Below are 13,822 nucleotides of genomic sequence, written 5' to 3' on the forward strand. Positions count from 1 at the left end.
GAGTTTTCTGCTGACCTGTCAGCAGTCTGAATTGAAAGCTAACTCGGCACTCGCCGAGACGAGAGAGGGATGAGGCGAATTATGGGCAACCATAGTGACGGCAGTCCGAACCACTCGGGCACCGTAGCTACGGCTGGTCAGAATGAGGTGGAGAAGTTCCAGGATCCTGGACTTCCTCCGCATCGTTTGCGCCTGGCTGACACGGACCCGAAGGCCGCAAAGCGAGCAGAACGGCAGGTAGCCCTTCTATTCGGGACTTCGGTCGTTGGCACCCTGATTTTCCTGGTGGCGTACTTTGCCATCGATCTGGGAGATGACAGCTCGATCGCGACCATCCGGCTACAAAACATGCTGCTGGGCCTGGGCACCGCCTTTGCCATGCTCGGCATCGGCACTGGAATCGTGCACTGGGCCAAGGCCCTCATGCCGGACCATGAAGTCTCGGAAGAGCGTCATGCAATCCGCACCGAGGATGACCGCCTGGCTGCAGTCCGGATCGTCGACGACATCGTTGAGGAGACCGGCATCAAGCGCCGCCCGCTGATCCGGAACACCCTCCTGGGCGCCGTGGCGCTGGCTCCCCTGCCGGCCCTCGCCGTCTTCGGAGACCTGGGTCCGCGTCCTGACAAAGCACTGGCGCACACATTGTGGGCACCCCAGGAGGGCAAGCTCAAGCGGCTCACCCGTGACCCTGACGGCACACCCATCAAGGCCTCCGATGTGACCATCGGTTCAGCTTTCCACGTCATTCCGGAAGGCCTGAACGAACTTCACGAAGGCAAACTGAACGAAAAGGCCAAGGCTGTCGTTCTGCTCATGCGCCTGAACCCCGAGTCGCTCAACCCTTCCGCCGGCCGCGAGGACTGGGGCTACAACGGAATCGTCGCGTACTCCAAAATCTGCACCCATGTCGGTTGCCCTGTTGCCCTGTATGAGCAGCAGACCCACCACCTGCTGTGCCCGTGCCACCAGTCAACCTTCGACCTGACCCAGGAATGCAAGGTTATCTTCGGCCCGGCCAGCCGGCCTCTCCCCCAGCTGCCTATCGCGGTTGACTCCGAGGGCTACCTGGTCGCCACAAGCGACTTCAAAGAACCTGTTGGACCTAGCTATTGGGAGCGTGATGAGCATGAGCGCAACGTCAACGCCTAATGCCCCCGCCTTCGTCGCCAAGACCAAGGGCGGCCGCATCACCAACTTCGTTGACGAGCGCGTCGGCGGCTCGGGGATTCTCCGTGAATTCGGCCGCAAGGTCTTCCCGGACCACTGGTCGTTCATGTTCGGTGAAGTTGCACTGTACTCCTTCGTCATCCTGCTGCTCTCGGGCACTTTCCTGACGTTCTTCTTTGACCCTTCGATGGCGGAGACGCATTATCAGGGTTCCTACACCCCGCTGAAGAACGTCGAAATGTCGGTGGCCTACAGCTCCTCGCTGGACATCTCCTTCGATGTCCGCGGCGGTCTGTTTATGCGCCAGGTTCACCACTGGTCCGCGCTGCTGTTCGTGGCCTCGGTCTCCGTGCACATGCTCCGGGTGTTCTTCACCGGCGCTTTCCGCAAGCCCCGCGAAATGAACTGGGTGGTGGGCGGCGTGCTGCTCATCCTCTCCATGGCTGCCGGCTTCACCGGTTACTCCCTCCCCGATGACCTGCTCTCCGGCAACGGCCTGCGCATCATTGACGGCGTGATCAAGTCCATCCCGGTGATCGGAACGTACATCTCGTTCTTCCTCTTCGGCGGAGAATTCCCCGGCACGGTCGTCATCGGCCGTCTGTACATGCTCCATATCCTGCTGGTGCCGGCGCTCATCCTCCTGATGATCGTGATGCACCTCTTTATGGTCGTCGTGCACAAGCACACCCAGTACCCCGGCCCGGGACGCAACGACGGCAACGTCGTCGGCTACCCGCTTGGCCCGGTTTACGCGGCCAAGGCCGGCGGCTTCTTCTTCATCGTGTTCGGTGTTGTGGCCCTCATGGCCGGGTTCTTCACCATCAACCCGATCTGGAACTACGGCCCCTACGACCCCTCCCCCGTCTCGGCCGGTACCCAGCCTGACTGGTACATCGGGTTCGTTGACGGCGCTCTTCGCCTGATGCCGGGCATTCTCGGTGACTGGCGGATCGAACAGGTCTGGTTCGGCCAGGTCTTCAGCTTCAACGTGCTGCTCCCGGCCCTGGTGCCTGCGGGAATCCTCTTCACCGTGATGTTCACCTACCCGTGGATCGAACGCTGGATCACCAAGGATGACCGCGAGCACCACGTCCTGGATCGTCCGCGAAACGCCCCGACGCGTACCGCCATCGGCATGGCCGGTTTCGTCTGGTACTGCGTCATGTGGGCAGCAGCAGGCTCGGACCTCATCGCCACGCACTTCCACGTGTCGCTGAACGATGTGACCTACTGGCTGCGGACACTGTTCTTCATCGGCCCTATCATCGCCTTCATTGTCACGAAGCGCATTGCCCTGGCCCTGCAGCGCAAGGACCGCGAGATTGCCCTGCACGGCCGCGAAACCGGCCGCATCGTGCGCCTGCCGCACGGCGAGTTCATCGAGGTTCACGCCCCGCTGGACGAGTACAAGCGTTACAAGCTCGTCGGCTTCGAGTCACCGTCTCCGCTTCCCGCGGAGCCGAACGAAAACGGTGTCGTCGACAGCAAGGAAAAGCGGCGTGCGAAGCTTTCCCAGCTGTTCTTCGAGGACCGGGTTGCCCCGGCAACGCCCGCTGAGCTTGCGGCGGCCCATGGCCACCACGGCGAACACGAGGCTATCGAGTCCGCCGAGGCCCAGAAGACACTGAGCCGCTAACCGGCAGCAGTGAACACCAGAAAGGCCCGGTCCGTCAGGACCGGGCCTTTCTGCATGCCAAGGGAGCAACCCGGAATCACTTCGCGCCGATGAGTGGCTCCGGATGGGCGCGGCGTGACCCCGCGCTGCTGCTAGGGCCGGTAGCCCGAGGCGTAGTTGCGGGTCGGGCGGACGCCGGGCCGCTGCAGGGGCACCCAGAGCTTGTAGCGGTCGGCACGGTAGTAGGACACCGAGTAGTCCACCATCGCCCGGGCCACGAAGGCATGGCGTTGGATTTTCAGCAGCGGCGATCCCACTTCAACATTGAGCAGGCGGGCTGTCGACGGCGAGGCAGCCGTCGCCTCGATCATGTCCTCTCCCCACTCCATCACCAGTCCGAAACGCTCGCTCAGCACGTTGTAGAGCGAGGTCGGCGGTTCGCCGTCGAGCAGTCCGGGCACCCGGTGGGCGGGGATGAAGTTCTCGTCCACGCTCATGGGCTCGTTGTCCGCCAGCAGGAGACGGCGGAACCGCACCAGGGGCGTCCCCTCCTCCAGCTGGAGTTCCCGGGCCAGGAAGGCGCTGGCCCCGATCTGCTCGAAGCTGAGGACCTTGGCGGCCGGAACCATACCGCGGCGCTGCATTTCCTCGCTGTAGGAGGTCAGCTTGACCTGCAGGTCCAGTTTGGATTTGCGGACAAAGGTGCCCAGGCCCACCACACGCTCGATGACCTCCTCGCCGACGAGCGCGTCGATGGCCTGCCGGACCGTCATCCGGGCCAGTCCGAAGCGCACGGCGAGGTCCCGCTCCGAGGGCAGCGCCGACCCCGGCGGGCAGGCACTGACAATGTGCGCCCGGAGGATTTCCCGTAGCTGGACATAGATGGGCGTGCCGTTGTTGCGGTCGATCCCGCCGGCCATGCCCGCGGCGTCAGAGGGCGCCACTGCGCTGCCTTCCGGAATGAGTCATACCTCAAGGTTAAGCCACGCCGCCCACAGGTCTAGACCAGCCCCTCGTCTTGGTTCGCCCGGAAACCCGGCCCCGGCTAGGCTTAATCCGCCGGTATGCCGCCGGCCGCATAACGCCCACAAGAGACAGGGCCGATGAGAGACAAGGGAGTCCCGTTGCCCGTTCGGAACGCAATCGTCCAGGCCGCCATTGGACTGCACGCCCGGCCCGCGGCGCTTTTTGTCCGCGCGGTCCATGACACCGGACTGCCCGTCACCATTAGCAAGGACGGCCGGCCGGGAGTCGACGCCCGTTCCCTGCTCGAAGTCATGACCGAGGACTTCCACTTCGGCTGCATGGTGGAGCTTGCCGTCAGCCCCGACGCCGTCCCGGACCGCTACAGCCCTGACGACGTCGAGAAGGCCCTGGATGGCCTCCGGGCGCTGCTGGAGTCCGCCCGGTCCCGCTGAGCCTCACACCGACCCCCGGCGGCCGTTCAGGGCATAGCCGGCGGATTCCGTGCAGGAGTCGGCCGGCAGGGCAAGCCGCCACGGACAGCCGGCACTCGCCCGCCGGCACTGAGGCCAGCAACTGCACGAACAACGACGGCGGGCCCACCATAAGGTGGGCCCGCCGTCGTTAGTGACTCAGTGTGTCCTTGCGGACGTTAGTGCGCGTGGTCTCCGCGGCTGTATTCATAGACCCAGCCGACCAGACCGACCAGTGCAAGACCGGCCGCGATGTAGACGATCCAGAATCCTACAGCCAGGCCGAGGAATCCTCCGGCGCTGGCCAGGCCGAGGATCAGCGGCCACCAGCTCCAGGGGCTGAAGTGGCCCTGCTCGCCGGCACCCTCGTGGATCTCCGCATCGCTGCGGTCCTCGGGACGCATCCCGATGCGCTTGCCGGTGAAGGCGAGGTAGGCGCCGACCATACCGGCAAGGCCAGCGACCAGCAGGAGCGCCAGGTAGCCTACCGGCTCAGTCCAGTTGGTCAGGAGACCATAGGCGATAGCGACCGGGATGAAGAAGAAGACTCCGTATCCAAAAATCCTTGCTTCGATTTTCACTGGGCTTGATCCTTCTGGTCGGCGTTACCGAGCGTTGCTGCTGCCGGGGCAGGAGATTCGACGGTGTATGACTGGGAGAGCTCTGGGTGGTGCAGGTCCAGGGCCGGACGCTCCGACCGGATCCGCGGCAGCGAGGTGAAGTTGTGGCGCGGCGGCGGGCAGGAGGTCGCCCATTCGAGGGATGCACCGAAGCCCCACGGGTCATCAACCGTGACCCGCTCGTTGCTGCGCCAGGTGATGTAGACGTTCCAGAAGAACGGGATCAGCGAGGCACCCAGCAGGAAGGACGCGTAGGTGGAGAACTGGTTCATCCAGGTGAAGTTGTCCTGCGGCATGTAGTCCGCGTAGCGGCGGGGCATCCCCTCGACGCCCAGCCAGTGCTGGATGAGGAAGGTGCCGTGGAAACCGAGGAACAGCATCCAGAAGTGGATCTTGCCAAGACGCTCGTTGAGCATCTTGCCGGTCCACTTCGGCCACCAGAAGTAGAAGCCCGCGAACATCGCGAACACCACGGTTCCAAAGACCACGTAGTGGAAGTGCGCCACCACGAAGTAGGAGTCCGAAACGTGGAAGTCCAGCGGCGGGGAAGCCAGGATGATGCCGGTCAATCCGCCAAAGAGGAACGTCGCCAGGAACCCGATGCTCCAGAGCATCGGCGTTTCAAAAGTGATGGAACCCCGCCACATGGTGCCGATCCAGTTGAAGAACTTCACCCCGGTGGGTACCGCGATCAGCATCGTCATGAAGGAGAAGAACGGCAGCAGGACCGAGCCGGTGACGTACATGTGGTGGGCCCACACGGTCACGGACAGCGCGGCGATGGAGATCGTTGCGTAGACCAGACCCTTGTAGCCGAAGATCGGTTTGCGGCTGAAGACCGGGAAGATTTCGGAGACGATGCCGAAGAACGGCAGGGCGATGATGTAGACCTCCGGGTGTCCGAAGAACCAGAACAGGTGCTGCCAGAGGACGGCGCCGCCGTTCTCCGGGTCGAAGATGTGCGCTCCGAAGCGGCGGTCCGCGCCGAGGGCGAAGAGGGCTGCAGCCAGCGGCGGGAAGGCCATCAGGACCAGGATTGACGTGACGAGGATGTTCCAGGTGAAGATCGGCATACGCCACATGGTCATGCCCGGGGCGCGCATGCAGATGATGGTGGTGATGAAGTTCACCGCACCGAGGATGGTGCCGAAGCCGGTAAGCGCCAGGCCGAAGACCCAGAGGTCACCGCCCACGCCGGGGCTGAACGTTGTGTTGGACAGCGGCGCGTACGCGAACCAGCCGAACGACGCCGCACCCTGCGGGGTGATGAAGCCGGACACGGCGATGGTGGAGCCGAAGAGGAAGAACCAGAAGGCCAGTGCATTCAGCCGCGGGAAGGCGACGTCCGGGGCGCCGATCTGCAGCGGCATCATGACGTTGGCGAAGCCGGCGAACAGCGGCGTCGCGAACATCAGCAGCATCACGGTGCCGTGCATGGTGAACAGCTGGTTGTACTGCTCCTTGGTCTGCAGGATCTGCATGCCGGGCTCGAACAGTTCGGCGCGGATCAGCAGCGCCATGACTCCGCCGAAGCAGAAGAACACAAACGACGTGATCAGGTACATGTACCCGATGGTCTTGTGGTCGGTCGTGGTCATCCAGTTGACGACGATGCGTCCCTTGGATTTGGGTACTACGGGAGCCTCAAGGATCCCGGTGGGCTGTGAATAGGTGGTTGCCACGTCGCTCCCCTTACTTGGTTTCGGTCGGGGCCGGGTTGCGGTCGTACTCTTCGCCGAGGAGGCCCGTGTTGCCGTCCTGGCGGAGCTTCTCCAGGTGGGCCTGGAACTCCGCGTCGGAAACGACCTTCACGCGGAACAGCATTTCGGAGTGGTACTCACCACAAAGTTCGGCGCACTTGCCGTCGTAGGTCCCCTCCTTGGTGGGGGTGAACCTCATGTAGTTGGTCTTTCCGGGGATCATGTCGCGCTTCTGCAGGAAGGCGGGGACCCAGAAGGAGTGGATGACGTCGCGGGCGTTCAGCTCGACGTCAACTGATTTGTTGACCGGGAGGTACAGGGTGGGCAGCTTTTCCTTGTCCACTTCCTCGCCGGTGAGGTGCGCCTGGACTCCGGCTTCGTGGACATCCTCACGGATGACGTCGCCCTTTTTGTAGTTGAAGTCCCAGGACCACTGCTTGCCGCGGACGTCAACGACGACGTCGGCGGGTTCGGCGCGGTTGTCGATCGCCTGCTGGTCACGGTCGGTGAAATAGAAGAACACCAGGACCATGAACAGCGGGATCGTCAGATAGAAGACCTCGAGCGGCAGGTTGAAACTGTTCTGCCGGGGGAACCCTACGGTGCCTTTGCGCCGCCGGTAGGCGACGATGCACCAGATCATCAGGCCCCACGTAATAATGCCCACGACCAGCGCGGCAATCCATGAGTTGACCCAGAGGTCCATGATGCGGTCAGTGTGGTTGGTGGTGCCACGCTCAGTGGGCAGCCACCCTTTCTGTACCTCTGGTGAACATCCAGTCAAAGCCAACGCGCCGGCGAGTGCCAAGCCAGTGATCGTAGTGATCTGTTTGCGTCGGCTGCCGGTTCGGTTCTGCGAACTCACAGACGGCCCTTCCTACTTGTTGCTGTCGCCCGGGCCGCAAAATGGCGGTCAAGGCACACTAAAAGTTTTACTACTCGGTGTAGAGCTTACCGCTCCCCGCGAGTTTTCGCCCACATGTCCGCGCCGTGCGTCGGGACCTTTTTACCGGGCCCGATCGTTATTGATCCTGCGGCACTAAGGCCGGGCAGATTGCCCGGCCTTAGTGGAAGGAATCACCGCAGGCGCAGGAGCCGCCGGCGTTGGGGTTGTCGATCGTGAAACCCTGCTTGGAGATGGTGTCCTCGAAGTCGATGCTGGCTCCGCTGAGGTACGGGACGCTCATCTTGTCGACAACAACTTCAACGCCGTCGTAGTCGCGGACAGCGTCTCCGTCGAGGAGCCTCTCGTCGAAGTAGAGCTGGTAGATGAGGCCGGAGCAACCACCCGGCTGCACGGCCACGCGGAGGCGCAGGTCGGTGCGGCCCTCCTGCTCGAGCAGGCTGCGGACCTTGCCCGCGGCGACGTCGGTCAGCTTTACCTCGTGCGTGGCCAGTTCCCCGCCCGCCGTGGCGGTGGTGTCGGCGCTGTTTTCATTGGTTGTAGTGCTCATGGCCTACCTTCTAACGACGGTGGTGGCGGCGCCGCTCGCGCGGCGCCCGCCCCTACTTATGCGGTACGGGCTATAGCTACATGCTACGTCGATCAGCCCGCTAGCTCTAACTCCTGGCGTAACCGTCCCGGCAGGCTGGATGTTCCCTTGGAAACGGCTCCGGCCGGGCCGTTCAGGCCAGTCCCTCCGCATTCAGCCGGGCCAGCATAAGGGCCTCGGCCACAATGGCGTTGCGGAAGTCCCCGAGATGGAGGGATTCGTTGGCGCTGTGCGCCCGCGAATCGGGATCCTCGACTCCCGTGACCAGGATCTGCACAGCCGGGTACAGCTCGGTCAGATCGGCGATGAAGGGAATCGAGCCGCCGATGCCCGTCTCCACGGCCGGGACCCCCCACGCCTCGCCGAGCGCCCACATCGCGACGCTGGCAGCCTTGGAGGAGGTGTCCGTGAGGAAGGAGTTGCCGCTCTCCCCCGGTGTGAAGACAACGTGGGCGCCGAACGGCGCATTGGCTTCCACATGCCGGCGGACGGCGTCCATGGCCTCGGCCGGATCCTGCCCGGGCGCGAGCCGGAGGCTGAACTTGGCCCGCGCGCGGGGCAGCAGGGTGTTGGAGGCGACGTCCACGGCCGGGGCATCGATGCCGATGATCGACAGTGCCGGTTTGGTCCACATCCGCGAGGCGATTGTGCCGGTGCCGGCGAGCCGGACGCCGTCGAGCAACGAGGCGTCGGCACGGTATTCCGCTTCGGAGAGGTCAACGGAGACGTCGTCCCGGCTGACCAGGCCCGCTATCGCAACGTTGCCCTCGTCGTCGTGCAGGGTGGCGATGAGCCGGGAAAGCAGGGTCGGCGCGTCCAGCACGGGACCGCCAAACATGCCGGAGTGGACGGCGTGGTCCAGGACCTTGACCTCGATGGTGCCGTCGACCAGGCCGCGCAGGCTGGTGGTCAGGGCCGGGATGCCGACTTTCCAGTTGCTGGAGTCCGCCACGACGATCACGTCGGCGCGCAGCAGCTCCCGGTGGGTTTCCAGGAAGGTGCGGAACGTCGGGGACCCGGCTTCCTCTTCACCTTCGAAGAAGAAGGTCACGCCCAGGCCAAGCTCGTCCCCCAGGACACGGGTCACGGCCGCGTAGGCGGCGATGTGGGCCAGGATCCCGGCCTTGTCGTCGGCCGCGCCGCGTCCGTAGAGACGGCCGTCGCGCTCGACGGCGGTGAACGGTTCCGTCTCCCACAGTGCCAGGTCGCCGGTGGGCTGCACATCGTGGTGCGCGTAGAGCAGGATTGTCGGTTTGCCTGCGGCGGCGGGACGGCGTGCGACGACGGCGGGGCCGCCGGGGGTCCCGTCTGCCTTGTCGCAGCGCAGGATCCGGACGTCGTGGAAGCCGTTGCCGCGCACCAGTTGCGCGACGGCGTCGGCGCTGGCATTCAGCGGGGCGGCGTCAAAACTGGGCCAGGCGATGCCCGGGATGGCGACGAGTTCTTTCAACTGGGCGATCGTGGTGTCGAACGATTCAGTGACGGCCTGGCGGAGGGCCCCGGTGTCGACGGTGACGGCACGGGCTGCAGCGGTTTGCGGGTTCCCCGCGGGTGATGGTGTCATGGCCAGAACACTACCCGTGCCGCGGATCACCTCAAACAGGGCCGCGGCGGGTTCCACCCGGTGTGGGCCGGGTCTCGGGGACGGCGCACCGGGGTATTCTGTAGGGGTGTTTGGACGTAAAAAAGAAGCGCCAACGGCGCAGGACATAGTTGACCAGCAGGCGGCCGGGGCAGCAGCCCGGGACACCGCCACCGGCAAGGGCGCGCCCACGCCCAAGCGCAGCGCGCAGGTGGCTGCCCGCAAGCGGCCGCTCGTGCCGGAGGACCGGAAGGCCTCCAAGGCCGCAGAGCGCGCAGCGGTCCAGGAGCAGCGGCTCAAAATGCGGCACGCCATGGACACCGGCGACGAGAAGTTCCTGCCGCTGCGTGACAAGGGTCCGCAGAAGCGCTTCGCCCGTGACTACGTGGACGCCCGTTTCAGCCTCGGCGAGTACCTGATGTTCGGCGCCCTGGTCTTCGTGGTCGTCTCACTCCTCGTCCCGGCCTCCAGCGACCAGATGATCTACGTCCTGGGCGGGTTCTGGGTGATGTTCCTGGCCGTCTTCGTCGACGTCTTCATCCTGTCCCGGAAGCTCAAGAAGCGCCTCACCGAGAAATTCGGTGACGTGGAGCGCGGTACGGTCTGGTACGGCTCCATGCGCTCGCTGCAGTTCCGCCGCCTCCGCCTTCCCAAGCCCCTCGTCAAGCGCGGAGAATACCCCGCCTGATTCACGCAACCACCAAGGAGCCCCCGGCAGCTGGACTGCCGGGGGCTCTGTCGTTCCACTGCACTGTGGAGGGCCCTGGGCCCCGGGATTTATCGCCGGGACGGGTGCTTCGCGAGCGTCCGGTTGATGCGGGCCGCCCAGAACGGACCTTCGTAGAGAAACGCCGTGTAACCCTGCACGAGGGTGGCGCCTGCGTCGAGCCGCTGCTGAACGTCCTGCGCGGTCTCGACACCGCCCACCGAGACCAGGGTCAGCCGGCCGCCGGTTGCCGCCTTCAGCCGCTCCAGCACTTCCAGCGACCGCTGTTTCAACGGGGCCCCGGAAAGCCCGCCGGCGCCGCAGGCGGCAACCTTGTCCGGGCTGGACGAAAGCCCGGTGCGGGCGATCGTGGTGTTGGTGGCGATGATTCCGTCGAGTTTCAGGTCCAGGGCAAGGCGCGCGACGTCGTCGATGTCGTCGTTGCTGAGGTCCGGGGCGATTTTGACCAGCAGCGGAACGTGGCGTCCGGACGCTTTGTCCGCCTCCTCCCCCACTGCCTTCAGCAGCGGGCGCAGCGTTTCAACATCCTGCAGCAGCCGCAGGCCCGGGGTGTTCGGGGAGCTGACATTGACCACGAGATAGTCGGCGGCCGGAGCCAGACTCCGGGCACTGATGAGGTAATCGGCCACCGCATCCTCAAGTTCCACAATTTTGCTCTTGCCGATGTTGACCCCGATCACCGGGCGGACACCGGGGTGGCGGCGCTGCAGGGCCGCCCGGGCGGACTTCAGACGCGGCGCCACAGCGGCAGCCCCATCGTTGTTGAAGCCCATCCGGTTGATCACCGCCCGGTCCTCAACCAGGCGGAACAGCCGCGGGGCGGGATTGCCGGGCTGGGCCTGGCCGGTGATGGTGCCGACCTCCACATGGCCGAAGCCAAGCTCGGTCAGGGCCTCGATGCCGTGGCCCTCCTTGTCGAAGCCGGCCGCCAGGCCGAACGGCGAGGGGAACGTCAGGCCGAACGCCCGGGTCTGCAGGGACGCCGCGGGCACGGTGAACTTCTGCAGCACCCGTCCGGCGCCGCAGGTGTGGATGAGCCGGATGGCCCTGAAGCCGATTTTATGGGCGCGTTCGGCGTCCATCCAAGAGAAGGCCAGCCGGAAGAAAGTGGGATATACGCGCATGGCTCTAGTTTTACGGTTCCGGCGGTCCAGACCAAACCCACCTGCCCCCGGGCGCTAGCATGAAGCCATGACCAGCGACGATGGAGCCCGAACGGCGGCGTCCCGGCGGGCTCCCGGAACCGTCCACCCGTCCCGGCCCGCTGCCCGCTCCGCCCCGGCGCAGGCCGGTTAGGCGGCTGCGATGGAATGGGTACCCGACATCCTCGGCGACGACTTCGAGGCCTGCACCTTCCCGGCTGCCGGCCCCAACGGGGTCGAGCGGACTGCCACCCTGGTCCGGCACCTTCCCGGCCCCGGCGGAGGCACCGCCGCCGGGCGCCGGCCCCGGGCCGTGCTGTTCCTGCATGGCTGGAGTGACTACTTCTTCAACGAGGAACTCGCCGAATTCTGGAGCGGGCAGGGGTTCGCGTTTTACGCCCTTGACATGCACAACCACGGGCGGAGCCTGCACGCCGGCACGCACGGCGGCTATGTGGCCGATCTGGACGACTACGACGCCGAGATCACCGCAGCAATTGGCATCATTGCCTCCCTGCATCCCGAGGCGGCACCTCCGCCATCCGTGGCGCTGATGGGGCATTCCACCGGCGGGCTGATTGCCGCGCTGTGGGCCAGCCGGCACCCGGGGGTCATCTCGCAGCTGATCCTGGACAGCCCCTGGCTGGAAATGCACGGCAGCCCCGCCCTGCGCCGGGCGGCCCGGACCATGGTGGAACCGCTCGCGCGGTTCCGGCCCGAAGCCGTCATCCGTCTCCCCGAACGCGCTTTCTACTGGCGGAGCATCAGCAGTGCCGCGGAGGGAGAGTGGACCCTGGATGACAAGTACCGCCCGCCCCGGGCGTTCCCCGTCCGGGCCGGCTGGCTCAGCGCCGTCCTCGCCGGCCAGGCGCGGGTGGCCCGGGGGCTGAACATCGACGTCCCCATCCTGGTCCTGATCTCCGGCGCCAGCGCCAACGGGATGTTCTGGAGGGAATCCATGCGGCGCACCGACGCGGTGCTGGACGTCAACACCATCGCCCTCCGCGCCCTCAGCCTGGGCCGCACCGTGACGCTGGAACGGATCGACGGGGCCCTGCATGATGTGTTCCTGTCCGCCCCGCGCGTCCGCGCCGACGCCTATGCCCGGCTGGCCCGCTGGCTCCGCGCGTATGTGCTGGACGACGGCGGCACGGGATGAGCGTTCCAGCGGTGCTGCCGCTGTGGCGCGAGGACGTGCTGGGCAGCCGCTTTGCGCGCCTGGAACTACCGCTCGCATCCGACGACGAAGGACCCGTGGTGGCGACCCTGGTGCGGCATGGCGGGTCGGGCGGAGTGCCGGCTCCGGTGACAGCGCATGCCGGCCTGCCGCCCGGGGCGGGCCCCTGGCCGCGGGTCCGGTCCGCCCTGCGCCGGTTCTTCGACCCTGACGGGCACAGGGCACCGGCGGGCCAGGCCGCGGCAGGCCAAGGTTCGCACGTCCCGGACATCCGGGCACCGGAGAAGGTGGTCCTGTACCTGCACGGCTGGGCCGACTATTTCCTGCAGGCCGAACTGGCCGATCACGTCGTTGCCAGCGGGTTCCACTTCTACGCCCTGGACCTGCGGAAGTTCGGACGCAGCCTGCGGGACTGGCAGACACCCGGCTATACGACCGACCTGGCCGTCTATGACGAGGACATCGCAGCGGCGCTGGCAGAGATCGGCTCAGACATCGCCGCGCGCACCGGCAGCACGGTGGCGCCGACCGTGCACCTGCTCGCGCATTCCCTCGGCGGCCTGGTCGCAGCGCTGTGGGCGGACCGGAATCCGGGCAGGCTGGGCACCCTGATCCTCAATGCGCCCTGGCTGGAGCTCCAGGGCAGCAGCCTGATCCGGAACATCGCAATGCACTTCGTGGAACCGTTGGCGCGCACCGACCCGCACCGGGCGCTCCTGCTGCCCGCCATGCCCGGTTACTGGGACAGCGTAAGCGGCACCGCGCACGGTGAATGGGACGTGGATCCCGTGTGGCGTCCGAAGGAGTCGTTCCCGGTCCGGCCGGGCTGGACGAAGGCGGTCATGGCCGGCCATGCGGCCGTGGCGCAGCGGCTCGACATCAAGTCCCCGGTATTGGTGATGCTTTCCGGACGCACCCGGATTCAGGCCGAATGGTCAGAGGAACTCATGGGACTCGACGCCGTGATCGATGTCGAGGAAACGGCGCGCAGTGCGCTCGGGCTGGGCCGCCGGGCGGCGGTGTTCCGCTACCCGGGGGCGCTCCACGACGTTTTCCTGTCCCGCCGCGCGGTGCGGCGGGAAGCCTACGACGATCTGGTCCTGTGGCTGAGCCTGTACCCGGGCTGACCCGGGCTGATTGACCCAGCTGATTGACCC

At 65.8% G+C, this 13,822-nt stretch carries 13 protein-coding genes; 6 read left to right on the forward strand and 7 right to left on the reverse strand.

Going from position 1 to position 13,822, the window contains the following annotated elements; translation table 11 throughout:
- Positions 1–81 precede the first annotated feature (81 nt).
- Positions 82–1,152 carry a cytochrome bc1 complex Rieske iron-sulfur subunit gene (gene qcrA, locus ASPU41_RS16165; protein WP_069951769.1) on the forward strand — a complete coding sequence of 357 codons (1,071 nt, stop codon included), beginning with the start codon at positions 82–84 and terminating at the stop codon, positions 1,150–1,152.
- Positions 1,130–2,809 (forward strand): cytochrome bc1 complex cytochrome b subunit, encoded by a 1,680-nt coding sequence (gene qcrB, locus ASPU41_RS16170; protein ID WP_069951770.1) that lies wholly within the window; start codon positions 1,130–1,132, stop codon positions 2,807–2,809. Before qcrA ends, qcrB begins: the two co-directional genes overlap by 23 nt.
- A 131-nt stretch (positions 2,810–2,940) precedes the next feature.
- Here the strand turns inward: qcrB and ASPU41_RS16175 are convergent, their stop codons facing one another.
- Positions 2,941–3,708, reverse strand: coding sequence for a GntR family transcriptional regulator (locus ASPU41_RS16175; RefSeq protein ID WP_197515860.1), 768 nt, complete (start codon positions 3,706–3,708; stop codon positions 2,941–2,943).
- 204 nt (positions 3,709–3,912) lie between these two features.
- On the opposite strand from ASPU41_RS16175, the gene ASPU41_RS16180 reads away from it, so the two are divergent.
- Positions 3,913–4,206, forward strand: coding sequence for an HPr family phosphocarrier protein (locus tag ASPU41_RS16180; RefSeq protein WP_069951772.1), 294 nt, complete (start codon positions 3,913–3,915; stop codon positions 4,204–4,206).
- 197 nt (positions 4,207–4,403) lie between these two features.
- Here the strand turns inward: ASPU41_RS16180 and ASPU41_RS16185 are convergent, their stop codons facing one another.
- From ASPU41_RS16185 to ASPU41_RS16205, 5 genes are all read right to left on the reverse strand, one after another.
- Positions 4,404–4,805: a cytochrome c oxidase subunit 4 gene (locus ASPU41_RS16185; RefSeq protein WP_069951773.1), complete on the reverse strand. Its 402-nt coding sequence runs from the start codon at positions 4,803–4,805 to the stop codon at positions 4,404–4,406.
- A complete protein-coding gene (ctaD, locus tag ASPU41_RS16190) occupies positions 4,802–6,526 on the reverse strand; it encodes an aa3-type cytochrome oxidase subunit I (RefSeq protein WP_069951774.1) in 1,725 nt (574 codons plus the stop codon). Before ctaD ends, ASPU41_RS16185 begins: the two co-directional genes overlap by 4 nt.
- A 10-nt stretch (positions 6,527–6,536) precedes the next feature.
- Positions 6,537–7,409, reverse strand: coding sequence for an aa3-type cytochrome oxidase subunit II (gene ctaC / locus ASPU41_RS16195; protein WP_069951775.1), 873 nt, complete (start codon positions 7,407–7,409; stop codon positions 6,537–6,539).
- A 199-nt stretch (positions 7,410–7,608) separates the two neighbouring features.
- Positions 7,609–7,998: a HesB/IscA family protein gene (locus ASPU41_RS16200; protein WP_069951776.1), complete on the reverse strand. Its 390-nt coding sequence runs from the start codon at positions 7,996–7,998 to the stop codon at positions 7,609–7,611.
- Positions 7,999–8,170: 172 nt separating this feature from the next.
- Entirely contained in the window at positions 8,171–9,601 is a 1,431-nt protein-coding gene (locus tag ASPU41_RS16205; protein WP_069952762.1) for a dipeptidase, read from the reverse strand.
- Positions 9,602–9,707: 106 nt separating this feature from the next.
- Between ASPU41_RS16205 and ASPU41_RS16210 the strand changes: the two genes are divergently transcribed.
- A complete protein-coding gene (locus tag ASPU41_RS16210; protein ID WP_069951777.1) occupies positions 9,708–10,307 on the forward strand; it encodes a DUF3043 domain-containing protein in 600 nt (199 codons plus the stop codon).
- 89 nt (positions 10,308–10,396) lie between these two features.
- Here the strand turns inward: ASPU41_RS16210 and ASPU41_RS16215 are convergent, their stop codons facing one another.
- Positions 10,397–11,470, reverse strand: coding sequence for a quinone-dependent dihydroorotate dehydrogenase (locus ASPU41_RS16215; protein ID WP_069951778.1), 1,074 nt, complete (start codon positions 11,468–11,470; stop codon positions 10,397–10,399).
- A 181-nt stretch (positions 11,471–11,651) separates the two neighbouring features.
- On the opposite strand from ASPU41_RS16215, the gene ASPU41_RS16220 reads away from it, so the two are divergent.
- Together ASPU41_RS16220 and ASPU41_RS16225 are read left to right on the forward strand one after the other, a co-directional pair.
- A complete protein-coding gene (locus ASPU41_RS16220; protein ID WP_069951779.1) occupies positions 11,652–12,647 on the forward strand; it encodes an alpha/beta hydrolase in 996 nt (331 codons plus the stop codon).
- Positions 12,644–13,792, forward strand: coding sequence for an alpha/beta hydrolase (locus tag ASPU41_RS16225; RefSeq protein ID WP_069951780.1), 1,149 nt, complete (start codon positions 12,644–12,646; stop codon positions 13,790–13,792). The genes ASPU41_RS16220 and ASPU41_RS16225 overlap by 4 nt, the downstream gene beginning before the upstream one ends.
- Positions 13,793–13,822: the final 30 nt, after the last annotated feature.

Origin of the sequence: Arthrobacter sp. U41, from assembly GCF_001750145.1 — a bacterium.
GTDB lineage: Bacteria > Actinomycetota > Actinomycetes > Actinomycetales > Micrococcaceae > Arthrobacter.

What these genes read in the sequence shown, in the direction of transcription:
- qcrA (WP_069951769.1), top strand. Translation starts at nt 82, where the DNA reads ATGGGCAACCATAGTGACGGCAGTCCGAACCACTCGGGCACCGTAGCT.
- qcrB (WP_069951770.1), top strand. Translation starts at nt 1,130, where the DNA reads ATGAGCGCAACGTCAACGCCTAATGCCCCCGCCTTCGTCGCCAAGACC.
- ASPU41_RS16175 (WP_197515860.1), bottom strand. Translation starts at nt 3,708, where the DNA reads ATGGCCGGCGGGATCGACCGCAACAACGGCACGCCCATCTATGTCCAG.
- ASPU41_RS16200 (WP_069951776.1), bottom strand. Translation starts at nt 7,998, where the DNA reads ATGAGCACTACAACCAATGAAAACAGCGCCGACACCACCGCCACGGCG.
- ASPU41_RS16205 (WP_069952762.1), bottom strand. Translation starts at nt 9,601, where the DNA reads ATGACACCATCACCCGCGGGGAACCCGCAAACCGCTGCAGCCCGTGCC.
- ASPU41_RS16215 (WP_069951778.1), bottom strand. Translation starts at nt 11,470, where the DNA reads ATGCGCGTATATCCCACTTTCTTCCGGCTGGCCTTCTCTTGGATGGAC.
- ASPU41_RS16220 (WP_069951779.1), top strand. Translation starts at nt 11,652, where the DNA reads ATGGAATGGGTACCCGACATCCTCGGCGACGACTTCGAGGCCTGCACC.
- ASPU41_RS16225 (WP_069951780.1), top strand. Translation starts at nt 12,644, where the DNA reads ATGAGCGTTCCAGCGGTGCTGCCGCTGTGGCGCGAGGACGTGCTGGGC.